Annotated in this window: 24 protein-coding genes and 1 pseudogene; 20 read left to right on the top strand and 5 right to left on the bottom strand. The window is 51.5% G+C overall.

Annotated features, from left to right (window positions below):
• Positions 1–198: 198 nt before the first annotated feature.
• The 4 genes from lolB to dauA all read left to right on the top strand — a co-directional run bounded on the left by lolB (position 199) and on the right by dauA (position 4,642).
• Positions 199–822: a lipoprotein insertase outer membrane protein LolB gene (gene lolB / locus OGV93_RS17740; RefSeq protein WP_047358971.1), complete on the top strand. Its 624-nt coding sequence runs from the start codon at positions 199–201 to the stop codon at positions 820–822.
• Entirely contained in the window at positions 819–1,670 is an 852-nt protein-coding gene (gene ispE, locus OGV93_RS17735; RefSeq protein ID WP_287109899.1) for a 4-(cytidine 5'-diphospho)-2-C-methyl-D-erythritol kinase, read from the top strand. The genes lolB and ispE overlap by 4 nt, the downstream gene beginning before the upstream one ends.
• 217 nt (positions 1,671–1,887) lie before the next feature.
• Positions 1,888–2,835, top strand: a complete 948-nt coding sequence (prs, locus tag OGV93_RS17730) for a ribose-phosphate diphosphokinase (RefSeq protein ID WP_001518537.1) — start codon at positions 1,888–1,890, stop codon at positions 2,833–2,835.
• A gap of 124 nt (positions 2,836–2,959) precedes the next feature.
• Complete coding sequence (dauA, locus tag OGV93_RS17725) at positions 2,960–4,642, top strand: C4-dicarboxylic acid transporter DauA (RefSeq protein WP_287109897.1); 1,683 nt, start codon at positions 2,960–2,962, stop codon at positions 4,640–4,642.
• A 97-nt stretch (positions 4,643–4,739) separates the two neighbouring features.
• Here dauA and OGV93_RS17720 read toward each other — a convergent pair whose 3' ends face one another.
• The gene (locus tag OGV93_RS17720; protein ID WP_287109895.1) at positions 4,740–6,203 is read right to left on the bottom strand and encodes a pyridoxal phosphate-dependent decarboxylase family protein; all 1,464 of its coding nucleotides are present in this window, start codon (positions 6,201–6,203) and stop codon (positions 4,740–4,742) included.
• 15 nt (positions 6,204–6,218) lie between these two features.
• Positions 6,219–7,604, bottom strand: a complete 1,386-nt coding sequence (locus tag OGV93_RS17715; RefSeq protein WP_019076946.1) for a diaminobutyrate--2-oxoglutarate transaminase — start codon at positions 7,602–7,604, stop codon at positions 6,219–6,221.
• 611 nt (positions 7,605–8,215) lie between these two features.
• On the opposite strand from OGV93_RS17715, the gene lysC reads away from it, so the two are divergent.
• Positions 8,216–9,577 carry a lysine-sensitive aspartokinase 3 gene (gene lysC, locus OGV93_RS17710; RefSeq protein ID WP_287109893.1) on the top strand — a complete coding sequence of 454 codons (1,362 nt, stop codon included), beginning with the start codon at positions 8,216–8,218 and terminating at the stop codon, positions 9,575–9,577.
• 124 nt (positions 9,578–9,701) lie between these two features.
• Here lysC and ychH read toward each other — a convergent pair whose 3' ends face one another.
• On the bottom strand, positions 9,702–9,983 hold the full coding sequence (gene ychH / locus OGV93_RS17705) for a stress-induced protein YchH (protein WP_016153301.1): 282 nt from the start codon (positions 9,981–9,983) through the stop codon (positions 9,702–9,704).
• Positions 9,984–10,257: 274 nt separating this feature from the next.
• On the opposite strand from ychH, the gene pth reads away from it, so the two are divergent.
• Together pth and ychF are read left to right on the top strand one after the other, a co-directional pair.
• A complete protein-coding gene (pth, locus tag OGV93_RS17700) occupies positions 10,258–10,842 on the top strand; it encodes an aminoacyl-tRNA hydrolase (protein WP_046275292.1) in 585 nt (194 codons plus the stop codon).
• Positions 10,843–10,957: 115 nt separating this feature from the next.
• Complete coding sequence (gene ychF / locus OGV93_RS17695; protein WP_016153303.1) at positions 10,958–12,052, top strand: redox-regulated ATPase YchF; 1,095 nt, start codon at positions 10,958–10,960, stop codon at positions 12,050–12,052.
• Positions 12,053–12,442: 390 nt separating this feature from the next.
• On the opposite strand, the gene OGV93_RS17690 is transcribed toward ychF, so the two are convergent.
• A complete protein-coding gene (locus tag OGV93_RS17690) occupies positions 12,443–13,492 on the bottom strand; it encodes an alpha/beta hydrolase (protein WP_016153322.1) in 1,050 nt (349 codons plus the stop codon).
• A gap of 219 nt (positions 13,493–13,711) precedes the next feature.
• Between OGV93_RS17690 and OGV93_RS17685 the strand changes: the two genes are divergently transcribed.
• The 13 genes from OGV93_RS17685 (at position 13,712) to OGV93_RS23870 (ending at position 24,714) form a co-directional block, all read left to right on the top strand.
• A complete protein-coding gene (locus OGV93_RS17685; protein ID WP_016156746.1) occupies positions 13,712–14,392 on the top strand; it encodes a heavy metal response regulator transcription factor in 681 nt (226 codons plus the stop codon).
• Positions 14,393–14,407: 15 nt separating this feature from the next.
• On the top strand, positions 14,408–15,877 hold the full coding sequence (locus OGV93_RS17680) for a heavy metal sensor histidine kinase (protein ID WP_287109890.1): 1,470 nt from the start codon (positions 14,408–14,410) through the stop codon (positions 15,875–15,877).
• A 70-nt stretch (positions 15,878–15,947) separates the two neighbouring features.
• Positions 15,948–16,598, top strand: a complete 651-nt coding sequence (locus OGV93_RS17675; protein WP_434532899.1) for a flavodoxin — start codon at positions 15,948–15,950, stop codon at positions 16,596–16,598.
• 51 nt (positions 16,599–16,649) lie between these two features.
• Positions 16,650–17,297 carry a DUF4405 domain-containing protein gene (locus tag OGV93_RS17670; RefSeq protein WP_103928427.1) on the top strand — a complete coding sequence of 216 codons (648 nt, stop codon included), beginning with the start codon at positions 16,650–16,652 and terminating at the stop codon, positions 17,295–17,297.
• Between the two features lie 107 nt (positions 17,298–17,404).
• The gene (locus OGV93_RS17665; protein WP_103928292.1) at positions 17,405–17,884 is read left to right on the top strand and encodes a (R)-mandelonitrile lyase; all 480 of its coding nucleotides are present in this window, start codon (positions 17,405–17,407) and stop codon (positions 17,882–17,884) included.
• Positions 17,862–18,623 (top strand): carboxymuconolactone decarboxylase family protein, encoded by a 762-nt coding sequence (locus OGV93_RS17660; protein WP_287109889.1) that lies wholly within the window; start codon positions 17,862–17,864, stop codon positions 18,621–18,623. Before OGV93_RS17665 ends, OGV93_RS17660 begins: the two co-directional genes overlap by 23 nt.
• 135 nt (positions 18,624–18,758) lie before the next feature.
• The gene (locus OGV93_RS17655) at positions 18,759–19,823 is read left to right on the top strand and encodes an alpha/beta hydrolase (protein WP_287109887.1); all 1,065 of its coding nucleotides are present in this window, start codon (positions 18,759–18,761) and stop codon (positions 19,821–19,823) included.
• A gap of 364 nt (positions 19,824–20,187) precedes the next feature.
• Entirely contained in the window at positions 20,188–20,835 is a 648-nt protein-coding gene (locus OGV93_RS17650) for a thermostable hemolysin (protein ID WP_047389848.1), read from the top strand.
• The gene (locus OGV93_RS17645; protein WP_080859787.1) at positions 20,825–22,261 is read left to right on the top strand and encodes an AMP-dependent synthetase/ligase; all 1,437 of its coding nucleotides are present in this window, start codon (positions 20,825–20,827) and stop codon (positions 22,259–22,261) included. Before OGV93_RS17650 ends, OGV93_RS17645 begins: the two co-directional genes overlap by 11 nt.
• Before the next feature lie 2 nt (positions 22,262–22,263).
• Positions 22,264–22,929 (top strand): iron-containing redox enzyme family protein, encoded by a 666-nt coding sequence (locus OGV93_RS17640; RefSeq protein WP_047389842.1) that lies wholly within the window; start codon positions 22,264–22,266, stop codon positions 22,927–22,929.
• Positions 22,892–23,722, top strand: a complete 831-nt coding sequence (locus OGV93_RS17635; protein ID WP_233618770.1) for an SDR family oxidoreductase — start codon at positions 22,892–22,894, stop codon at positions 23,720–23,722. The genes OGV93_RS17640 and OGV93_RS17635 overlap by 38 nt, the downstream gene beginning before the upstream one ends.
• The gene (locus OGV93_RS17630; RefSeq protein ID WP_109017614.1) at positions 23,719–24,336 is read left to right on the top strand and encodes a tetratricopeptide repeat protein; all 618 of its coding nucleotides are present in this window, start codon (positions 23,719–23,721) and stop codon (positions 24,334–24,336) included. The genes OGV93_RS17635 and OGV93_RS17630 overlap by 4 nt, the downstream gene beginning before the upstream one ends.
• A gap of 285 nt (positions 24,337–24,621) precedes the next feature.
• Positions 24,622–24,714, top strand: coding sequence for a hypothetical protein (locus tag OGV93_RS23870; RefSeq protein ID WP_353057862.1), 93 nt, complete (start codon positions 24,622–24,624; stop codon positions 24,712–24,714).
• A gap of 23 nt (positions 24,715–24,737) precedes the next feature.
• Here OGV93_RS23870 and OGV93_RS17625 read toward each other — a convergent pair.
• A pseudogene (locus OGV93_RS17625) lies at positions 24,738–24,950 on the bottom strand (LacI family DNA-binding transcriptional regulator); the annotation flags it as partial.
• Positions 24,951–25,052: the final 102 nt, after the last annotated feature.

Below are 25,052 nucleotides of genomic sequence, written 5' to 3'. Positions count from 1 at the left end.
GTACCAGCGTTGATAAGGTTAGACTGGGTGCATCATACAGGATGCGTGCGGTCAATAAAAGAGACTGCCCCCTTTTGGAGTAATAGCTTAGTGCACAAATTTGAGCGATTTAAGATAACTTGAACGTAGACGATGTATGATGGCGGCGCTAGCATTAAGAGTTATAACTGCAACGTATCTCAAGGATTTGTCATCATTATGACCCTGCCTGATTTTCGCCTGATTCGCCTGCTGCCGCTCGCGGCCCTGGCTCTTACCGCCTGTACGCTCAACGCGCCGAAAGGTCCCGGCAAAAGCCCTGACTCTCCACAATGGCGCCAGCACCAGCAGGAAGTACGCGCCCTGAACCAATATCAGACGCGCGGTGCGTTTGCGTATATTTCCGATCAACAGAAAGTCTATGCCCGCTTTTTCTGGCAACAAACCGGACAAGATCGCTACCGTCTCCTGCTGACCAATCCCCTGGGCAGCACTGAACTGGAACTCAATGCCCAGCCGGGCAACGTCGAACTTGTCGATAACAAAGGCAAGCACTACACCGCTGACGACGCCGAAGAGATGATTGGTAAGTTGACCGGCATGCCTATTCCATTGAACAGCCTGCGCCAGTGGATCCTTGGCCTGCCGGGAGACGCCAGCGATTACAAACTCGACGACCAGTATCGTCTGAGTGAAGTGAACTACAGCAAAGACGGTAAAAACTGGAAAGTGGTCTATAGCGCCTACGACAGCAAAATTAAGCCTGCGATGCCGGCAAACATGGAACTGTCCGACGGCGATCAGCGTATTAAGCTGAAAATGGATAACTGGATTGTGAAATGATGACCCACTGGCCCTCTCCGGCAAAAATGAATCTGTTTTTATACATCACCGGGCAGCGTGCGGACGGTTATCACACCTTGCAGACGCTATTCCAGTTTCTTGATTATGGCGACACGATAGGTATTGCGCTGCGTGGCGACGGCGAAATCCGCCTGTTAACGCCGGTGGAAGGCGTTGCACATGAAGACAATCTCATTGTCCGTGCGGCGCGCTTGCTGATGAAGGCGGCGTCTGAAAGCGATCGCCTTCCCAAAGGGAGTGGCGCCGATATCAGTATCGAAAAACGCCTACCGATGGGCGGCGGTCTTGGCGGAGGTTCGTCTAATGCAGCTACCGTCCTGGTGGCGCTGAATCACCTTTGGCAGTGCGGACTTTCGGTTGATGAACTGGCAGGACTCGGCTTAACGCTGGGGGCGGACGTTCCCGTATTCGTGCGCGGCCATGCGGCCTTTGCCGAAGGCGTAGGTGAAATTCTGACGCCAGTCGAGCCAGAGGAAAAATGGTATCTGGTCGCACACCCGGGAGTCAGTATTCCGACGCCGGTGATTTTTAAAGATCCCGACCTCCCGCGCAACACGCCAAAAAGGTCAATAAAAACGTTACTAAAATGTGAATTCAGCAATGATTGCGAGGTTATCGCAAGAAAACGTTTTCGCGAGGTTGATGCGGCGCTTTCCTGGCTGTTAGAATACGCGCCGTCGCGCCTGACTGGTACAGGGGCTTGTGTCTTTGCTGAATTTGACACTGAGTCTCGTGCTCGCCAGGTGCTTGAGCAAGCCCCGGAATGGCTCAAAGGCTTTGTGGCGAAAGGTGTCAACCTCTCCCCATTGCACAGAGCGTTACTCTAAATCATTCGGGTTTCAGGAAGATGGCGAAATATGCCAGCACACATGAAACGTGAACGATGACGAGTAAGCCGGGCAAGCTGAGTTGCGGTGACAACGTCACCCTGTTCCAGACGTTGCATCGCGCTCTTTAATACACCGCATGGAGAGGATACTGCCTGGCCCGCACAGTTTTCGGCAGATTCTTTCCACCAATGGACGCATGCCTGAGGTTCTTCTCGTGCCTGATATGAAGCTTTTTGCTGGTAACGCCACCCCGGAACTAGCACAACGTATTGCCAACCGCCTGTACACTTCACTCGGCGACGCCGCTGTAGGTCGCTTTAGCGACGGCGAAGTCAGCGTACAAATTAATGAAAATGTACGCGGTGGTGATATTTTCATCATCCAGTCCACTTGTGCCCCTACTAACGACAACCTGATGGAATTGGTCGTTATGGTTGATGCGCTGCGCCGTGCTTCCGCAGGCCGTATCACCGCCGTTATTCCTTACTTCGGCTATGCACGTCAGGATCGTCGCGTACGTTCCGCTCGTGTACCGATTACTGCTAAAGTCGTCGCTGATTTCCTGTCCAGCGTTGGCGTTGACCGCGTCCTCACCGTTGACCTGCATGCTGAACAGATCCAGGGCTTCTTTGACGTACCGGTTGATAACGTATTCGGTAGCCCGATCCTGTTAGAAGACATGCTGCAGCTGAATCTGGACAATCCGATTGTGGTTTCTCCGGACATCGGTGGCGTCGTGCGTGCCCGCGCTATCGCTAAACTGCTGAACGATACCGACATGGCTATCATCGACAAACGACGCCCGCGCGCGAACGTTTCTCAGGTGATGCACATTATTGGTGACGTTGCAGGTCGTGACTGCGTGCTGGTTGATGATATGATCGATACCGGCGGTACGCTGTGTAAAGCAGCAGAAGCACTGAAAGAACGTGGTGCAAAACGCGTATTTGCTTACGCTACCCACCCGATCTTCTCAGGTAATGCGGCAAACAACCTGCGCAATTCAGTGATTGATGAAGTCGTTGTCTGTGACACGATTCCACTGACTGACGAAATCAAAGCACTGCCAAACGTGCGTACATTGACCCTGTCGGGTATGCTGGCCGAAGCGATTCGTCGTATCAGCAACGAAGAATCCATCTCTGCTATGTTCGAGCATTAATCGAGCCCGGCTCAAAAACCCGCTGCGGCGGGTTTTTTTATCTGCAACATCTATTTGTATGACTTATGCCTCCTTCACCTGCCATTTAGTTGACAGATGATGCGCTCATGGATGAAACATTATTGTGAACAGATTATTTTCCTCACATGTGATGCCTTTCCGCGCCCTCATCGACGCTTGTTGGAAAGAAAAATATACCGCTTCTCGCTTTACCCGCGACCTGATCGCCGGGATAACCGTTGGGATCATTGCCATTCCGCTGGCGATGGCCCTGGCAATAGGCAGTGGCGTGGCGCCGCAGTACGGCTTGTATACCTCAGCCGTGGCTGGGATTGTTATCGCCCTTACCGGGGGTTCACGTTTTAGCGTATCTGGACCAACCGCCGCTTTCGTGGTGATTCTGTATCCGGTGTCGCAACAGTTTGGGCTGGCAGGCCTGCTGGTCGCAACGCTAATGTCCGGGATATTCCTGATCCTTTTCGGCCTCGCCCGTTTTGGTCGCCTGATCGAATATATCCCGGTATCCGTTACGTTAGGTTTTACATCGGGTATTGGTATCACCATCGGTACCATGCAGATTAAAGATTTTCTCGGTCTGCAAATGGCCCATGTCCCGGAGCACTACCTGCAAAAGGTCGGCGCGCTGTTTATGGCCCTGCCAACCCTCAACGTTGGCGATGCCGCAATTGGCGTGGTGACGCTGGGGATCCTGATTTTCTGGCCGCGTCTGGGGATCCGACTGCCGGGCCACCTTCCTGCGCTGCTGGCAGGCTGTGCGGTAATGGGGATTGTGAACCTGACCGGCGGCCATGTCGCCACCATCGGTTCTCAGTTCCACTACATTCTGGCTGACGGCTCGCAGGGTAACGGCATCCCGCAGTTGCTGCCGCAACTGGTATTACCGTGGGACATGCCGGAGTCAAACTTTACCCTGAGCTGGAGTTCGTTACAGGCGCTGTTACCAGCCGCCTTCTCCATGGCGATGCTCGGGGCTATTGAATCTCTACTGTGCGCCGTCGTGCTCGATGGGATGACCGGCACCAAGCATAAAGCCAACAGTGAGCTGATTGGCCAGGGCCTGGGTAACATCGTGGCACCGTTCTTCGGTGGTATCACCGCCACGGCGGCAATTGCCCGTTCTGCGGCAAATGTCCGCGCCGGGGCGACCTCACCAATTTCAGCGGTCATCCACGCGATTCTGGTGATCCTTGCCCTGCTGGTGCTTGCGCCGCTGCTTTCCTGGTTACCGCTTTCCGCCATGGCCGCCCTGCTGCTGATGGTGGCATGGAACATGAGTGAAGCGCATAAAGTGGTGGATCTGCTGCGTCATGCGCCAAAAGACGACATCATTGTCATGCTTATGTGTATGTCGCTGACGGTGCTATTCGACATGGTGATCGCCATCAGCGTCGGTATCGTTCTCGCCTCCCTGCTGTTTATGCGTCGTATCGCGCGCATGACGCGTCTGGCGCCGGTCAACGTAGACGTACCTGACGATGTGCTGGTGCTGCGCGTTATTGGCCCACTTTTCTTTGCCGCTGCGGAGGGATTATTTACCGATCTCGAATCGCGTATTGCAGGTAAACGTATTGTGGTCTTGAAGTGGGACGCGGTCCCGGTACTGGATGCCGGTGGTCTGGACGCTTTCCAGCGTTTTGTAAAACGCCTCCCGGAAGGGTGTGAACTGCGGATCAGTAATCTGGAATTCCAGCCGTTACGTACCATGGCGCGCTCGGGCATTCAGCCGATTGCCGGACGCCTGACGTTCTTCCCGAATAAAGACGCCGCGCTGGCAGATATCAACTGACGTGTAGCCCGGCCAGGCGAAGCGCCGCCGGACTACAAATGACAGGCAAAAAAATGGCTCCCGTGTGTGGGAGCCATTTTTATAATCAGCTTATTGCTTACGCGTTCAGCAGTTGCTCAGCTGTCGCTTTAACGCTTGCCAGCAGGACTTTAACATCCTCCAGACACACCGTTGGGTTCAGCAGCGTCAGCTTCAGGCAGGTTACGCCATCTGCTTCGGTCACGCCAACGTTGGCGCTACCAGAAGCCAGCAGAACGTCGCCAATACGCTGGTTCAACAGCGCAACGAACGCCATGTCGTCACTGTGCGGACGGAAACGGAACAGCACGCTTGCCAGCTGCGGCTCCATCACCAGTTCCAGGTGTGGCTGAGTTTTCACAAACGCAGCCACATCACGCGCCAGCGTTACGCCGTTATCAATGATTTCGGCATACTGCTTTTTGCCCAGCGCTTCGAGCCCCATCCACAGCTTCAGCGCGTCAAAACGGCGCGTGGTCTGCAGCGATTTAGACACCAGATTCGGTACGCCCGCCTCTTCATCGAAATCAGAGTTCAGGTACGCCGCCTGGTAACGCATCAGCTCGTAATGACGCGCGTCTTTCAGCAGGAACGCGCCGCAGCTGATGGTCTGGAAGAACTGTTTGTGGAAGTCCAGCGTCACGGAATCCGCCAGTTCAAGGCCGTTCAGGAAGTGACGATACTGCTCAGATAGCAGTAACGCCCCGCCCCATGCCGCATCCACATGCATCCAGATCTGGTGTTCTGCCGCCAGCGCCGCAATGTCCGCTAACGGATCGATTGCGCCCGCATCGGTAGTACCCGCAGTGGCGACAATCGCCATCACTTGTTCGCCGTTGGCTTTCGCCTGGGCCAGCTTGTCTTTCAGGTCAGCCAGATCCATGCGTGAGAACGCATCAGTCTTCACCTGAGTGACGGAACGGTAACCCAGCCCCATCAGCGCCATGTTCTTCTGCACAGAGAAGTGCGCGCTTTCAGAGCAAAATACTTTGATTTTGCTCAGGTCGCCGGTCAGACCATTCTGCTGAATGGAATGCCCCTGGCGGGCAAAGAAGGCGTCGCGTGCCAGCATCAGGCCCATCAGGTTGCTCTGGGTGCCGCCGCTGGTGAACACGCCCGCGTCGCCTGCCGCATAGCCCACCTGCTCACGCAACCATTCGATCAGTTTGATCTCAATGATAGTCGCCGACGGGCTCTGATCCCAGGAGTCCATACTCTGGTTGGTGGCATTGATCAGCACTTCTGCCGCCTGGCTAATCACCAGGCTCGGGCAGTGCAGGTGCGCCACGCACTGCGCATGGTGAACTAACAAGCTGTCTTTCAGAAAGTATTCAACCGCACGCTCAATAGCGGCCTGGTTGCCCAGGCCCTGAGACGTAAAATTCAGGTTGATACGTTCGCGCAGTTGCTCAACGGTTTTGCCCTGATACATCTCAGGCTGCTTCAACCATTCAACGACCGCTTGCGTACTCTGCTCGATAGCGTCCTGGTAGGCAGCGATGCTTTGTGCCGAGCCGAACAGAATCGGGTTTACGTCTGACATTCGATCCAACTCCGTTTAAACCGGCTTCACGCCAGCGCCCAGCAGGGCATTTTCGAATTTATCGAGGAAAATCTCCAGCTCTGCGTTGGTGATCAACAGAGACGGCAGCAGACGCAGTACGCAACCGTTACGGCCGCCACGCTCAAGAATCAGGCCGTTTTCGAAACATTTTTTCTGCAGCAGCGCGGAAAGCTCGCCATCGGCCGGGTAGCAGCCCATGTGATCCTGCGCTTCGTTCGGCTTAACGATTTCCAGACCAATCATCAGGCCCAGACCACGTACTTGGCCGATAACCGGGTAACGTTTCTGCAGGTCAGTCAGTTTGCCTTTCAGCCACTCGCCCTGCGCAGCAACTTTATCGGCAATCTTGTCGTCTTTGAGGATTTTCAACGTTGTCAGACCGGTCGCCATCGCCAGTTGGTTGCCGCGGAAGGTACCAGTGTGATGGCCCGGAGCCCACGCATCGAACTGCTTTTTAATGCCCAGTACCGCCAGTGGCAGACCGCCGCCAACCGCTTTGGACATCACGATGATATCCGGCTCAATACCGGCGTGTTCGAAGGCGAACAGTTTACCCGTGCGCGCGAAGCCAGCCTGAACTTCATCGATAATCAGCAGAATGCCGTGTTCCTGGGTCACTTTACGAATACGCTGCAGCCACTCGATCGGAGCCGGGTTTACCCCGCCCTCGCCCTGCACCGCTTCGAGGATCACGGCAGCCGGTTTACGCACGCCGCTCTCAACGTCGTTGATCAGGTTTTCGAAGTAGTAGGTCAATGCTTTGACGCCAGCGTCGCCGCCAATACCCAGCGGGCAACGGTACTGATGCGGATACGGCATAAACTGTACTTCCGCCATCATGTTGCTGACGGCTTCTTTCGGCGACAAGTTGCCGGTCACGGACAGCGCGCCGTGGGTCATCCCGTGGTAACCACCGGAGAAGCTGATGATGCTGGAACGGCCGGTAACTTTCTTCGCCAGCTTCAGCGCCGCTTCAACGGCATCGGCACCGGACGGCCCGGTGAACTGCAGGCAATACTCTTTGCCCTGGCCCGGTAATAAAGAAAGTAAATACGATGAGAATTCATCTTTTAACGGTGTGGTAAGGTCAAGCGTATGTAACGGTAAGCCGCTTGTGATGACACTTTGAATGCTCTGCAGCACTTCAGGATGATTATGACCAAGCGCCAGGGTTCCGGCACCTGCCAGGCAATCAAGATATTGATTATTTTCTACGTCAGTAATCCAGACGCCCTGCGCTTTAGCAATCGCTAATGGCAGTTTACGTGGATAGCTGCGGACATTAGATTCAAACTCAGCCTGTCTTGCTAAAAAGGTATCATTGCTCTGTGGTAATGAATTAGCACTTAAAGTATCAATACGGACTTTATCCGTCATCATATCACTCCTACAACCAGGTGTAGATTAACGCCTGATTGAATAAATGGTTATAAGGGTTACCTGTAAAAAAGCGCGGCTAATATATGTTGTTTTAGCCCTGGACTCAATCATTTATTTTTCAACACATTTAACAGGTGCTTTTCCTTTATAATTCAAAGTGTAACGGCCACCCTTCATTACGAAATCCTAAAGAAATATATCTATTTAATTAACAATTACCGTAGCCAATTGCAACGCATACGATGTTATAAAAACCATGTGATTTTCATGTTTTTATTATTTTTTTACACGTTTTTACCATTAATAATGTACGCGTTTTCTTGTTACGACATGATTTTTCACTTATTTGTCGATAAATCGAATAAAAAAGTCGATCCCTAAATATAAATCACTTAGTATGGCGCGCTTATTTGCAGGCTATGTAAATAAAATTAATGCGCAGCACCCGGTAACGCGTACAGGCGACACGCGTTTTCGACAACAGGAATTCCCTGGGTTGTCAGCAGAAATGTTCGCGGGCGGACATTTCGTAAGGCGAACACCGTTTCCCCTTATGCCGAGAATGAAAATTTTCTAGCCATACTTTTATGGCGCCCTGATATGAGATTGTTATGACTCGCATTTATCCACCATCCGTCGTTGCCAAATTTGGCGGCACCAGCGTCGCTGATTTTGATGCGATGAACCGAAGCGCCAGCATTGTCCTTGCTGATCAAGATGTCCGTTTAGTCGTACTGTCTGCTTCAGCAGGCGTTACAAACTTACTGGTCGAGCTTTCTGAAGGTCTGGAAACGCATCAACAATTAGATAAGCTTGAGACCTTACGCGCCATCCAATACAACATTATTTCCCGCCTGAAGCAGCCGTCCGTTATCAGCACGGAAATCGATAATCTTCTCAACAACATCCGCCATCTTGCACAAACGGCGACCGTTTCACCGTCTGATGCGCTAAGCGATGAATTGGTCAGTCACGGCGAGCTGATGTCCTCTTTACTGTTTACTGAAGTCTTACGTGAACGGCATGCCGAGGCCGGGTGGTTTGACGCCCGCAGCGTGATGCGTACCAACTCGAGTTTCGGCTGCGCCGAACCCGAACTCAGTACCTTGCACCACCTGGTGGAGACTCACCTGCGCCCTCGTCTTGAGCAAGCGATTATGGTGACCCAGGGGTTTATCGGCCGGGATGCCGCAGGGCATACCACTACGCTGGGACGCGGTGGTAGTGATTACACGGCGACGCTTCTCGGTGAGGCGCTTCACGCCACACGCGTGGACATCTGGACCGATGTCGCAGGGATCTACACCACCGATCCGCGCATTGCGCCGCGGGCCAAACGGATTGACCACATCTCATTTTCCGAGGCCAGCGATATGGCCGCCTTCGGTGCGAAGGTCCTCCACCCGGCTACGCTGCTTCCGGCAATGCGCAAAAGCATTCCGGTGTTTGTTGGCTCAAGTAAGGATACTGCTGCCGGTGGTACGCTGGTACATAACACCACCGACAACCCACCTCGCTATCGTGCGCTTGCCGTGCGCCGTAAACAGACGCTGTTGCGATTACATAGTCTGGAGACACAACCGTCCGGTTCTTTCCTGGCGCAGTCCTTCGCCATTTTAGCTCGCCACGCGGTCACGGTGGATTTGGTTACAACCTCAGAAAACAGTATTGCGCTGGCGCTGGACGCGACTCACGCTACCTCAGGTGAAGATCATATACTGACCAGCGCATTGTTTACCGCATTGTCCTCCCACTGTCGTGTGGAAGTGGAAACCGGACTGGCATTAGTCACTTTGGTGGGAAATCGACTGACTCAGGCGGCGGGAGTTTGCAAAGACGTTTTTGCCTGGCTTGAAGGGCAAACGGTGCGAATGATTTGCCACGGCGCGTCAAATGACAACCTGTGTTTCCTGTTGCCCGCTGAAGACGCGGATAGCGCGGTTAAAACGTTACATTATCGGTTATTTGAATAACGTTTCTTATATTCCGTAGCGAATATAAAAGTGCGTTCTATGCAAGGATAATGAACAAGCAGAGTCCTGGCTTTTCAACCAGGACTTTGTATTCAAACCGCAGCCCTCTCTGCCGGGAAACGATTTAGTTATGACGATGAGTGGTATCACCGCGACGACAGCGTTTGTCATAATGGCGTACCCACCAGTAACGGTCACTGATTTGCTCGTGCCCGCCCACTCTGGCTCCCGCCAACCACAGAACACCACCTACAAAAATACTGAGCACGGCACCATGTGCGAAAAACTGTGGCAGATTAAATTGCGGCAATTGGTTTAAAATAGAGTAACCAACCCCCCCCACCATCACCACCAACCCTAAAGCCATGAGCACGTTACCGAGTAACGAAGCGTTTTTGCGTTTCATGTGTCACCTCCGGAACTTTGGGTTGCTACAGGGAATACCCCTAATCCTTATGTGTAAAGTATAGACAACACTGCCGTTCGCAAGTGCGGGAGCGATCACAATTACAAACACTCGCGCAACAAAACTTTACAAATAAGCTACTGAACATACTCAATTTCTAATAGTCCATTTGTGCAATTATTCAGTTTTTGGCGATTAGAACGCAGTTTTTTGTCAAGAGCAGCGTCAGACAGTAAACTACACGTCGTTTATGGAAACACTCAGGACAAAACACGTGACGATTAAATTGATTGTCGGCCTGGCGAACCCCGGCGCAGAGTATGCGGCAACGCGACATAACGCAGGCGCATGGTATGTCGATTTACTGGCAGAGAGATTACGCGCGCCCCTGCGTGATGAGCCGAAATTCTTCGGCTACACCTCCAGAGTAACGCTCGAAGGGGAAGATGTCCGTTTGCTGGTACCGACCACATTTATGAATCTCAGCGGCAAGGCAGTGAGTGCGATGGCCAGTTTTTATCGTATCAACCCCGATGAAATTTTGGTCGCGCACGACGAATTAGACCTGCCGCCTGGCGTGGCAAAATTTAAGCTCGGTGGCGGTCATGGCGGACATAATGGTCTGAAAGACATCATCAGCAAGTTGGGCAATAACCCCAACTTTCATCGTTTACGCGTGGGAATTGGTCATCCGGGTGATAAAAACAAAGTTGTCGGATTTGTTTTAGGCAAACCGCCTGTTTCAGAACAGAAGTTAATTGATGAAGCAATTGACGAAGCGGCACGTTGTACCGAGATTTTATTCAAAGATGGCCTGACCAAGGCAACGAGCCGGTTACACACCTTTAAAGCGCAATAAGCAGCGATGTGCGGCATTTTTCTCGCGTGCTGTGTATAATAGGCAGAGTTATTTACTTTTCTACAATCTGTTTTCCATAACAGGTTGAATATCAAAAGATTAAGGTGATTTAAACATGGGATTCAAATGCGGTATCGTCGGTTTGCCAAACGTAGGCAAATCCACCCTGTTCAACGCGCTCACAAAAGCGGGTATTGAAGCGGCAAACTTCCCGTTCTGTACTATCGAGCCGAACACAGGTGTTGTCCCGATGCCCGATCCGCGTCTGGATCAGTTGGCCGAAATCGTCAAACCGCAGCGTATCCTGCCAACAACGATGGAATTCGTCGACATTGCCGGTCTGGTAAAAGGCGCGTCCAAAGGCGAAGGTCTGGGTAACCAGTTCCTGACGAACATCCGTGAAACCGAAGCTATCGGCCACGTGGTTCGCTGCTTTGAAAACGACAACATCATCCACGTTAATAACAAAGTGGATCCGGCTGACGACATTGAGGTTATCAATACCGAACTAGCGCTGTCTGACCTGGATACCTGTGAGCGCGCTATCCATCGCGTACAGAAGAAGGCCAAAGGCGGCGATAAAGACGCTAAAGCGGAACTGGCTGCACTGGAAAAATGCCTGCCGCAGTTGGAAAACGCTGGCATGCTGCGTGCGTTGAAAACGCTGACCGATGAAGACAAAGCGGCTATCAAATACCTGAGCTTCCTGACGCTGAAGCCAACCATGTATATCGCCAACGTCAACGAAGACGGTTTTGAAAACAACCCATACCTCGATAAAGTGCGTGAAATCGCCGCAGCTGAAGGCTCCGTGGTTGTTGCAGTTTGCGCTGCCGTTGAAGCTGACATCGCAGAACTCGATGATGCTGACCGTGAAGAATTCATGGCTGAAATGGGTCTGGAAGAACCTGGTCTGAACCGCGTAATCCGCGCTGGTTACGAACTGCTGAACCTGCAGACCTACTTCACCGCTGGCGTGAAAGAAGTTCGTGCATGGACAATTCCTGTTGGCGCAACGGCTCCGCAGGCGGCGGGTAAAATTCATACTGACTTCGAGAAAGGCTTTATCCGCGCACAAACCATCGCTTTTGAAGATTTCATCACCTATAAAGGTGAACAAGGCGCGAAAGAAGCCGGTAAGATGCGTGCAGAAGGTAAAGATTACATCGTTAAAGATGGCGATGTGATGAACTTCCTGTTCAACGTCTAAATAAAACTTCTCGTCTCATGAGGTTTCATCAAATCTCATGAATATCGAAAAAGTCTATAAAATCCACGCAATTGCGTGGATTTTTTCATTTCATAGAGTGTGAATCCATCTCGTAACGAGACAGTACAAACAAGAGCTCGTTATGCTCACCGGAATTCAATGCGGTAATGCTAAACCTAAAGTTGGCCTGGACCACGAAGTAAAACCTTACAGGCAAAAAATAATCCTCAGATGTCGCTGCCGTTTTATGAATTTCATTCATAGCGGCTATTTAATGTGCGTAATTATCTTTCCTCCCGACTTCGTTAGTCTTGGTCACATGCGGACACACTCATTATGTCCTGATATGACCAGCCTGAGTGGCTGGCCAAAGGTATCGTCTGATAGGGGTTAAATACTCTTATCGAAGAAGACGTCCAGCTTTTGCAAAGCCTTGTCGACGTACTCAGGAACCCAATACGTCTCGATATGGGTAGCGCCATCGATCAGGAAGAGTTCTTTGTCTTTTGTACCGGTGGCTTTCGCAAACGCATCTTCCGTCATATAGAGCGTATCCGCTTTTGTGCCAGCAATCATCAGCAGCGGTTTATTGATGAGATTGATATGGTCCGTAACGTCAAAACTCATCAAATCTAACAGGCTGCTTGTCGTGTATTTAAACGTAGAGTTCGGGTGCGCGTGAGTTTTCCAGTAGTACTCATAGCCCTGTCGATATAAGGCAAAAGGTAACTTAGCGATCTGTTCATCAGTCAGATTGGCATCACCGGAGTACAGGACTTCGCCTCCGGAAGCTTCCTGAGCACGTGCGTCAGAAGCCTGCTGAAGACGCTGCTGAATAGTATCCAGCTGTGAGTCCTGAAAACCGTTGCGCCGCACCAGGCCTGAATTAAACATGCTGATGGTTGCGATCGATTTAAACCGTTGATCCGTTTCGGCCGCAACAAGTGAATAACCGCCACCTCCGCAAATACCCAGCAGACCGAGGCGGGAAGTATCCACTCCCGGATACTGGCTGATGTAGTCAGCCATGCCGTGGATATCCTCGATGCGATTAGCGGGTTTATCCACGCTGCGAGGCATCCCACCGCTTGCGCCCTGATAAGCCGCGTCGGCAGTAATCGTGATGTAGCCCTGTTCGGCGAGACGCTGGGCATACAAGCCTGCGACCTGCTCTTTTACGCCGCCATTCGGATGTGCAACCACCACGGCAGGGTATTTTTTGGCGGGATCGTAGTTAGCAGGGGTATAGACATTCGCAGCTATCTGAATGCCATGCAGATCGTACTTCACCGGATGAATGTTGACCTTGCCTTTGACGTTCTCAGTGATGGCACCGTCATAGGCCAGGGTGAATGGATTTTTTTTGTAATCAGCCGCATTGACTGAGGTGGCCCCGGTTATTGCCGTGAGCAGTATTGCAGTTAACAGATTGAATTTCATGGTCTCTCCCGATGAGTTTCAGGCTTGCGGATTTAAATGTGCAGACTCAGGTTAGAGAGAGAGGCCTGTCAGCATCGTGACAGGTAAATAACATTTTTGTCAGCAAGCAGACTGAGATGGCTTCATGTTTCTGACAATGCTGTCAGGTAAGCGTCAGCTTTATGTTGGCAATCAAGAGGCAGAATAAGCCCGATTGAACAGTTAAGAGGAAATCCTGTTATGCGCCTGTTGCTAGTCGAAGATGAAGAAAAAACGTCAACCTATCTCAACCGTGCGTTGAGTGAATCCGGATTTACGGTAGATGTCTCTGCAGATGGCGCAGAAGGTCTTCATTACGCGCTGGAGCTTGACTACGACGCGATAATCCTTGATGTGATGCTGCCGGGGATGGATGGCTACCGGGTACTGGAGGGGGTGCGAGCCGTCAAACAGACGCCGGTACTAATGCTCTCGGCCCGCGGTTCGGTCGACGAGCGCGTTAAAGGGCTTCGACTTGGCGCTGATGATTATCTCCCTAAGCCCTTTTCGCTGATTGAACTGGTGGCACGCATTCAGGCTCTGGTGCGTCGCCGCGCTACGGATGGCGCAGACATCACCCAGCTGCAAATTCACGATCTGCATCTCGACCTGCTGGCCCGCCGCGTATTTCGCGCCGGAACGCGACTGGAGTTGACCGCAAAAGAGTTTTCCCTGTTAAGTCTTCTGGCCCGGCATCAGGGGGAGATCCTGTCAAAAATGATGATTGCTGAGCAGATATGGGACATGAATTTTGACAGCGATGCCAATGTGGTTGAAGTCGCCATTAAACGTCTGCGAGCCAAAGTGGATACCCCGTTCGACGTCAAACTGTTACATACCGTTCGTGGCATGGGGTATGTCCTCGAAGTCCGGTCGGAATAAATGAAGAGGCTCAGCATGCCTAAACGTTCCATCTCCGTTCACCTGGCGCTGATGTTTGCCTTATCCGCGCTGCTGATTGTGTCCATTATCGGTATCTTGCTCAGAAGCTCATTACATGACTCTTTGCAAAAGCAGATGCACAACGAACTGTTGTTCCGGGAATCATTAATGAGTCCGTGGATCGCCGCACGAACCTCGGCTGACGGCTGGTCGACGTTGGCTAATAAATTTACTCTGCTAACCAATTCTGAAGGTGAGCGCGTTCGCTACTGGATAGTGAGCGATAACCCGCGCTTTAGCATGGGGGGAATACCACCGGTGGGCGTTCAGTGGTCTTCTTTGCAGGAGGGATTTAATAAAGTGCCCGGCGCATCGGAAGGTGCATGCTCACTGTTCCTGTTAGTGAAAACCATCCCCGCCAACGGTGAAAGGCCTGAGCTGCGCTATGTGGTTGCCATCGACTCTACGCCGTATATGGGCACACTTGATGCGTTCACACGGACGCTGCTGATTATTGCCGCGCTGGGCGTACTGATTGTCGCCTTACTGGGATACGTTGTTTCACGGATTGGCCTGCGTCCGGTGGGCATGCTCAGTCAGCAGGCACAACACCTTGCACCAGGTGACCATGGCCAGCGCCTGAATACCCGCGCGTTGCCCGAAGAACTGCAGCAACTGGCATCATCATTTAACGGTGTGTTAGAGCGTCAGGAAATCGCCTGGCGACAGCTTGAGAGCTTTAATGCCGATGTTGCGCATGAACTTCGTACCCCGCTGACTAACCTGATCGGTCAGACGCAACTCGGGCTATCACGCCGACGTTCACAAGATGAACTGGAAGAGTTATTGGGTTCAAACCTGGAGGAGCTTGAACGCATGACGTCGATAGTTAACGACATGCTGTTCCTGTCTCATGCGCACGCGGGTGAACATGCTTCCCAGCTTACGCAAGTCTCCCTGCGCGAAGAAACCCTGAAAACAGCGGAATATGTTGAACCCTCTTTTGCTGAAAAACAGCTTTCGCTGGAGGTTGAGGGCGACGTCACCGCGCATATCGACAGGCGGCTGTTTCACCGTTCACTGGCTAATTTGCTGGAAAATAGCGCCAGGCATTCCCCCTCCAATAGCACGGTTACGGTACGCTTAAGCGAAAAAGGCAATCAAGCCTGTGTAGACGTTTCTAACCCTGGCGATCCGATAGCGCCAGAGCACTTACACCGGCTTTTCGAACGGTTCTATCGTGTTGACACTTCCCGAGCCAGGAGTGATACCCATCATGGGCTGGGCCTGTCGATTGTCCGTGCCGTCGCCATTATGCACCGGGGAGATGTCTTTGCCCGTAGCGAGAACGGTATCAATACCTTTGGCCTGACGTTTGCTAAACAGCCTGACGCTATCCGAACCGGGAGACTGATTTCAGAGACAAAATCGGGATCTCCGCGCGCAAAGACTTCTGACAAAATTGTCAGAGAGTCGTCAGTCTGATGTCAGGCTATCTGCGCCAGAATCACTGCTGATACTCACCACGGCTGATTGAAGGAATGAAACAGTGAGAATGAAAAAGGTATTTAGCGGGTTTCTGGCGATGATGGTCATGGGGCTTCTGGGGCAGCCCACGTTCGCATCAGAGGATTCATCCGCACACGCCCGCACGCTGATTATCTACTTTTCACAGCCAGAGGAGATGAAACCTGGTGCCGTGGATGGTTTTTCCGGGGCCAGCGTATTACAAAAAAATACGCCAGAGACTGGCAGCACGCAGTTTATTGCGCAACTGATTCAGAAGCAGACTCACGGCGACCTGTTTCGCATTGAAACCGCCACTCCCTACCCTCGCCAGCATGATGCACTTTTGCGCGTTGCCGAAAAGGAACAGCAAACGAAAGCCAGACCCTCGCTAAAAACGCCGCTCCCTGACCTGAGCAGTTACGACACCATTTACGTCGGCTACCCCATCTGGTGGTATACCATGCCAATGGTGATATACAGCCTCTTTGAGCAAAATGACTTTGCAGGCAAAACGGTCGTTCCCTTTACCACCCATGGTGGCAGCAGGTTAGCCGACTCCCTGCGAGAAATTGCTCGCATGCAGCCACAGGCCAAATTAGTCACTCGTGCGCTCGCGATCTCGCGCAACGATATTTCAGCTCCTGACGTACCCGCGCAGGTTGAGCAATGGGTAAAACAAGTCCAGCCACAGCGTTAATCCCTCGACATGAAGAAAATTTATATTTTCCAGGTCATGCAGGATGCGCTGATGACGTTACTTCTGTTGGTATTGATGGGATTTCACCTTCACGGTGAAATCGTGCATGAATGGGCGGGTATTATTTTTACGCTGCTCATCATGCTGCATTTATATCTTAACCGGCATCGCTTGTGGTCACTGTCGCCCAATATTCCGTTAACCATGCTGGTAGTTAACAGAATCATTAATGCAGTGACATTCGTTGTCATTCTGACCGCGATTGTCTCGGGCATGATGCTGTCCCAACATATCCTTCTGGACCTGGCGTTCCACAACCCGGCGAGCTGGATCAGGAAAGTACACATGACGTCGGTCCACTGGGGAATGCTCATTCTGGCGCTGCATATCGGGTTGCACTGGAAAATGCTGGCGACTTTTTTCTGCCGGGTCCTGAACATCTCCAGCAATTCATTCTTTGCAAATGTCATGATGCCAGGAGTTTTTTCGCTAATCGCACTACTGGGATTGTACGAATTACTGAACCAGGACTATCTCGATTATTTGTTGATAAAGGTCGATTTCTCCTTTTTCGATTACGATGAATCTGCCCTACTTTTTTATCTACGCTACCTGGCCATTATTGTTTTATTTTCATTAATGACACGGTTTTCGCTTTGGTGCCTTATTTTTAGAAAAGACAAAGCAGCGTCACCATAATAAGGGTTAACTGACAGAATTGTCAGGCTGGCGTCAGTCTGACGACATCTCCCCCTGATTAGAATCATTGCAGACCCTCTCCATCATTGTAGATAAGGACGCTTTGCATGATCAGACATTTACGTTACCTCGGGCTGTTACTGCCCCTCTTTACGTTTTCATCCTGGGCGGCGGAGCAAAATCCCGCTGTCCATATCGCCACCGCCGGAAGCCAGAATGCGGTGTACGGGCCAGCAGAGAACTTTACCGGTCGCGTCCGGGTTGATCCTCTCTTCAAACCAGATAACGAAATTAGCGTTTCCGGGGCTTATGTCACCTTTGAGCCAGGTGCTCGTTCCGCCTGGCATACGCATCCGGCAGGGCAGCGGCTGATTGTGACCTCGGGAATTGGGCTTACCCAACAAGAAGGCCAACCGGTGCAGGTCATCCGCGCTGGCGACGTTGTCTCTTGCCCGGCGGGCGTCAAACACTGGCACGGGGCGGCACCCGGCAGCGCAATGACACACCTGGCGATAACCGGGATTGTGGATGGCAAAAGCGTTAACTGGATGGAGAAAGTGACAGATGAACAATACCACGCCCATTAAGGCATTAACGGCAGCGGTACTGCTGACCTTTGGTTTGGGTCTCACAGCACATGCTGCGCCCGTCAATAAAGGAGCCTCAGAAATGAACCACCAACAAACGGTTTCAGATACGCTGTCAGCTCGCCAGCAAGCCATCCCGTTGATTGCGGCATTAATGGCCAGCAGTCAGATGGATAAGCTGAATGCGGCACTGAATCAGGGGCTTGATACAGGACTCACGATAAACGAGACCAAAGAGATTCTCGTCCAGCTCTATGCCTATACGGGATTTCCCCGTAGCCTGAACGCGCTGAATGAACTGATGAAAGTCGTCGAAGCACGTAAACAACGTGGCGTTGAAGACGTTGAAGGTAAAGAGCCGGTCGCCGCCATCCCTGTCGGAGATGAGCTTCGCCGTGTCGGTACCGCAAACCAGACTAAAATCTCCGGCGCCCCCGTCCAGGGACCTCTGTTTGATTTTGCCCCGGTCATTAATCAATTTCTACAAACGCATCTGTTCGGCGACATTTTCGCCCGCGATAACCTCGACTGGCAAAGCCGCGAGCTGGCAACGGTTGGCGCATTAGCCGCCACGCCGGGCGTTGAAGCTCAGCTGTTATCGCATACGCGAGCCAGCATGCGAGTCGGCCTGACGGCAGCGCAACTGCGCCAACTGGCACAGGTTCTACGTGAACATGGCGAAGAAGATGCAGCTACGCGGGCGGAACAGGCGCTGCAACAAGCGTTAGCAAACAGTTAGGCGTTGGTTTGAGACGATACGGTGCTAATCCTCCGCATTCATGAGTCTGCCAAATAAGGGCAATCAAAGGTGCTAAATAATTCACGCTGACAACTCAGATATGATTGAACGGCAAACATAACAGAGGATGTAATCTTGAAAACTGTCTTAAAAACGCTGGCCATCTGCGCGATGGCGGGTGGCATGGTGGCTCAGTCGGTATACGCCGAGCCGCTGGTCATTCAGGAACAGGGTAGCTTTTCTGCTGGTGGTACTATCATCACCGCACCAGGGAAATTTGACGCGAAAACGCCGCTGGATTCTGCGGGTCAAACCTGGCATGGCGATCATGCGTCTGTGTTCTACCAAATTCCGGAGAATCCGCATAAATACCCTATCGTCATGCTGCACGGCGCAGGTCAGTTCTCCCGCACCTGGGAAACCACGCCGGATGGTCGCGAAGGGTTCCAGAACATATTCCTGCGTCGTGGATTCTCAACTTATCTGGTCGATCAGCCACGTCGGGGCAGCGCCGGGCGCACGACGGTAGAAGGTACTGTTACGCCTAAACCGGATGAACAGATGTGGTTTAACCAGTTCCGCGTTGGCGTGTGGCCGGAGTATTTTAAGGGCGTTCAGTTTTCTCACGACAAAGAAGCCCTGAATCAGTATTTCCGTCAGATGACCCCGAATACCGGGCCGTTTGATATCAATGTTATCTCTGATGCGATGTCCGCCGTCGTGGATAAATCTGGCCCGGCTATCCTTTTCACCCACTCCCAGGGTGGCGGACCAGGCTGGTACACGGCGATGAAAAATGACAAGGTCAAAGCCATTGTCGCCTTCGAGCCTGGTAGCAGCTTTGTCTTCCCGGAGAAAGAGCTCCCTGCCCCAATGCCAAGCGCGTTCGACACGCTGAAGGGTGAACCGGTGCCGATGGAGCAGTTTATGGCACTGACTAAAATTCCGATTCTGATTATTTACGGCGATAACATCCCGGATAAACCTGTCGCCATGCCCGCGCAGGACAGCTGGCGCGTGCGTCTGGCAATGGCTCGCGAGTGGCGTGACGTGGTGAATAAGCATGGCGGGGATGTCACTGTGACGCATCTGCCTGAAGTGGGAATCAAAGGTAATACCCACTTCCCGTTCTCGGATCTGAATAACGTGCAGATTGCTGATATGGTGAGTAAATTCCTGGAGGAAAAAGATCTACAATAGGAAGAGCTAGTATTGAGCCTTCATTATTGAGGGCTCAATACAATCATCAGTTATATCAAAAAAAATAAAATGGGGGAGCGAAAGTCTGCTATAAGGGAGAGGCGGAATTTTGCTTCCCGCTAATTTCACATTATATTAAGGATAGCATCCCAGTTGGTGTTCTTTCACCATATACCCGAGCATAAATACCGGTATTTACTTCTAAAAAAGGGGCATGTCGTAAAGCCGTTAACGAAAGTGATGAATTATAGATAGAAAACCTTAAAGTTTTATTAAATTTGGAAAATTTAAATAATCAGTCATCTTAAGGTTAACATAATAATATCTCCCCATTATTGATAGGACATCTGTGAGAGGTCTTATCATGCGAATAATCTCGCCCTACACATTAAAATGGCTACATGGCGGAAGCGAACATAATGATATTTCTGCATTAATACGCGAAAACTATCATCAGGTTTACCATGCTTCACTTTCCCGCTGTATGCCCTGGCTTCTTGGTATGTATGACGCCAACGGTGAACTTAAAGCCGCATGCGGCGTCCAGGTGGCATCTCATGGAACGTTATACCTGGAACAATACCTTGATACTCCAATTGAAACGACATTATCGTCGCGGCTGGAACTGCCTGTTCCGCGTGAAGCAATTGTCGAAATCGGCAATTTCAGCGCGCGTGATGGTGCCAGCGCGCGGATTATGTATGCCGCCCTCTGTCTGTTGCTTAATCAATATCACTACGGATGGATCGTGTTTACTGGTACGAAGAAAATCCGCAACACCTTCTACCGTCTGAATCTACATCCCATTCAGTTGATGTCTGCTGATCCTGGCAGACTGGGCGATGCGGCCCTGGAATGGGGTGAGTACTACCAATATGATCCACAAATAATGGCAGGAGAACTGACTCGCGGATACACAGCGCTGAGTCAGAACACCATGCTGTTAGCCCTGTTTACGCCATTACCAGATGCCCCATGGACTGATCTTTCAGGAGGACGCCATGTTTCTTAACGCGCTTGAGCAGCAGGCTCGTCTACATCCCGATAGCGTAGCCCTGCAAGGAGAAACCCGGTTCTGGAGCTGGCGGCAATATCATGAAACCGTGATTGACACCGCAACACGATTACAGTCACTCGGAGTTAAATGTCTGGCGCTGGAAGCCGACAACAGCCCGGAGTGGGCGATCATCGATCTCGCCTGTCTGGCTTGTGGGATCATTATTATCCCTGTCCCCGCCTTCTTCACCGACGCACAAAAAGAGTGGGTACGCGCATCGGCATCGGTTGATGCGCAAATCGGCGGCGAGTTGATGGTCGGCTGGCTGAGGCATGATTTCCCATTCGGCAGACTGCAAACTCGCCAGATTACTGCTCCAACGCCCCTGCCTGCCGGGACGGCCAAAATAACGTATACCTCTGGCACTACAGGTGAACCTAAAGGCGTCTGTCTGAGCCAGGAAGGGATGTTCTGGACTGCACAAACGCTGGCCAGGGCCCTGCAGAATATCAATTCGCAAAAGCATCTGGTCACACTACCGCTCAGCATTCTGCTGGAGAATTTGTGCGGAATCTATATCCCTATGTTGCTGGGCGCACAGACAGTGGTACTGCCCTCTGCACAGATTGGATTCGCAGGTTCCAGCCAGTTTAATCCCTCTCAGTTTTTCCACGTGTTGATGAAATGGCATCCACAAAGTCTGGTGTTGGTGCCAGAACTGTTACGGGCGCTGCTCCACCTGCACCAGCAGATCCCGGAAAGCACGCAATCCTTGCGCTTTATCGCCGTCGGCGGTGGAAAAATTTCAACCCAGTTGTTGGCATTGGCGGGACAAAGCGGTCTACCGGTATTTGAAGGGTACGGCCTTTCGGAATGTGGTTCCGTTGTGGCACTGAATCTGCCTGATGCGGCAAAAGCGGGCAGCGTCGGCAAACCGTTACCGGGTATCAAGGTATCGGTTGATGCCAGTCAGCAACTGTATGTAAACAGCCCGGCCAATGCGCTGGGCTATCTGGGGACTGAACCAGCCTCGCAGAATGTTGCGACTGGCGATCTCGGCAAAGTGGATGAAGAAGGATTTATATATCTTCATGGGCGTCTAAAAAATATTCAGATAAATGCTTTTGGTCGCAATTTCTCGCCAGAATGGCCGGAAGCTGAAGCAATGGCATGTTCGGCGGTCCGACGTATTGTGATCTTCGGCGAGGGATTGCGACGCAATGTTGCCCTGGTTGATGTCTTTGACGGTCAACAGGAACTGGCCCGTGAGCAACTTCAGGCCCTCTCCGCTCGCTTGCCTGACTATGCCCGGTTCCATCGACTGCTTTTTACTTCAGTCCTGTCATCTCCCGATATGTTTACCGCCAATGGGCGTCCCCGGCGGAGCGCCATCTGGCACTCCCTGAAACAAGATATTCTCACCTGCAGTGAGGAGGAATAATCATGAGTTTTTATCAGGAACTGCAAAAACAAACCGCTGAGGACCGTCAGCGGTTACTGGCATCGCCAATCATCGCCCGCTGCCAGCAAGGCGATATTTCCCGCGCAATGTATATCCACTTTCTGACACAGGCATATTACCACGTCAGCCATACCGTGCCGCTGCTGATGTGCGCCGGCAGTCGTCTTGCTGCTTCACGTGAAGCAGTGCGAGGAGCCATTGCCGAATATATTGATGAAGAGTACGGACATCAGGAATGGATCCTCAATGATATTCGCACCTGTGGTGGCGACGCGGAAAAAGTCAGAAATGGAACGCCTGGGCTACCAATCGAAATGATGATCGCTTACCTCTACTATCGTATTGAACGAATCAATCCAATGAGCCTCTTTGGCATGGTCCAGGTACTGGAAGGTACCAGCGTGTCGATAGCATCAGCCGTTGCCGCACAAGTTGAGCATACGCTGGCGCTACCTGAGCAGGCTACCACTTATCTGCGTTCACATGGCGAGCTTGATCAGGGACATTTGCGATTTTTTGCATCTCTGATGGATACCATCACCGATAAGGACGATCAGACTGCCATTATCCACACCGCCCGTCGTGTTTATAACTTGTATGGGCAGATGCTTGAGCAACTGGGAAATGACGCAAATGAACCTGCATGACAAGACGGTTTTACTCACCGGCGCAAGCGGGGGTATCGGTCAATCGCTGGCACTGTCGCTGGCGAAAAAAGGGGCACGGCTTTGCCTTGTCGGGCGCAACGAGCAGGCAATGAAGCTTCTGCAACAGACACTTCCCTATGCGGAGCGGCACAGCATCGCGCTAATGCGTAATTATTCTGATGATGAAATCAACGCGCTGGCCGCACGATTTAGCCAGGATGGTGGGCTGGATATCCTGATAAACAATGCGGGAAGTAGTCGCTTTGCGTTGTTTGAACAGCAATCTTTTGACGATATTCGTGAGCAGATCCGCGCCAACATTGAGATCCCGGCCTTACTCACCCGTGCTTTAATGCAAAAGATGAATACACCAGGGATCGTGCTCAATATAGGGTCTATCTTTGGGGAAATTGGTCATCCAGCCTGGAGCGTTTACAGTGCGACCAAAGCAGCGACACACCGTTTTTCTGAAGCATTAGGGCGTGAATTACAGGGTAGCGGCATCACGGTACTGTATGCCGCTCCGCGTTCAACAGAAACCTTGCTGAACAACGAACATGTGTATGCCCTGAATCAGAAACTCGGCAACAGTAGCGATTCCCCCGACTTTGTTGCCGCGCGACTCACCCGTCTACTTGAAACTGAACAGAAACGCTACCGCTTTGGCGTGATGGAACGCCTGTTTGTCAAAATCAATGCCTGGTTTCCCACCGTCATCGATGGGGCATTAGGAAAGAAATTACCTGTGATTCAGTTATTTGCCAGAAAACCGCTCAAGGGAGAACATAAATGAGAATTCTACATGTACTCATTATTGCGACAGTGATACCTGTCTCTGCAATGGCGAATACGACGCTGGAAGATTTACAGCATGAGTGGTCCATTTGCCAATATCAGACGTTAGCCGCGAAAAAAGAGAGTTGTTTCAGTGCGCTCAGCCAAAAGACCCACAATGCTATTCAAGCTAACAATACCGATGCACCGTTGTTAATCTGGTCAGGTATTATTGACAGCAGTTGGGCTGGCGCCAAAGGCGGTCTTGGCGCGCTGAGCCTTGTTAAACAGGCGCGCAGTAATCTGGAAAAAGCCATTGAGATTGATCCAGGCGCATTGCAGGGGTCAGCCTGGACTAGCCTCGGTGCGCTGTATTATCAGGTACCAGGCTGGCCGATTGGTTTTGGTGATAAAGAAAAAGCCGAAGAAATGTTAAAGAAAGCGCTGGCGATCAATCCTGACGGTATTGACCCTAACTATTTTTATGGTGACTTTCTATTGCAGGAGAAAAAAAACCAGGACGCGAAGCGCTATCTGGATAAAGCACTGAAAGCTCCGGCGCGCCCAGGACGAGAGATTGCTGATAATGGACGCCGTCGTGATATTGCGAAGGATCTGGCCAGTATTAAGTAAAAAACCAGTACCCGCAGAATATACTGTGCCGCCCACTGTTCCCTGTGAACGGTACAGATATTCCCTTTTTCCTTTGACGAGAATAGCCATCACTGTGGTGATGCCTTCGTCTTTTTCAGGCTTGTCATCCACACCCAGCTCACCTATTGTAGGCGTCATTTCAGCACCGTCTGGCAGACTCTCAATTTTCTGACAGCATAGCGGACACCAAATAAGATGGGCGCTATCCATGAAATTGTTAACTACAGTGCGTAAAAAAGCCCTAATTATCTCGTTGAGTTCAAAATCAAAATGGTTGAACGCTCAGATCGACCAGAGATCTCCGTGGCGAAACTCGCTCGTGAGCATGGAATCAACGATAATCGGCTGTTCAAGTAGCCAAATGAACTGTGCCACTACAGATTGACCAGGTTCGGCAACACGACGGCGATGAGGCCTGAACATTTGCCGCTCAGTTGAATCGCGCTTTTACTGGGCACATAACACAGGAAATCCATTGCATCACGTACCGCCTGACGCGTTTCAGGCACTACGCTGGGATGATTGTTAAGCACCCGCGATACAGTAGCCGTTGATACTCCTGCTTTTTTTGCAACATCTTTAATGGAAGCCATGATGATGAAATGTGTCCTCTAAAAAGTAATGTCACTATAAAGTGTGATAGAGGTCAAAGATGTAAGCCAGTTCACATGTTGTTGCGTTACATGAAACCCAGT

Source organism: Citrobacter sp. Cb031 (assembly GCF_030336725.1).
Taxonomy (GTDB): Bacteria; Pseudomonadota; Gammaproteobacteria; order Enterobacterales; family Enterobacteriaceae; genus Citrobacter; species Citrobacter braakii.
The sequence above is the reverse complement of the archived record's forward strand: the minus strand, read 5'-3'. Positions and strand labels throughout refer to the sequence as shown.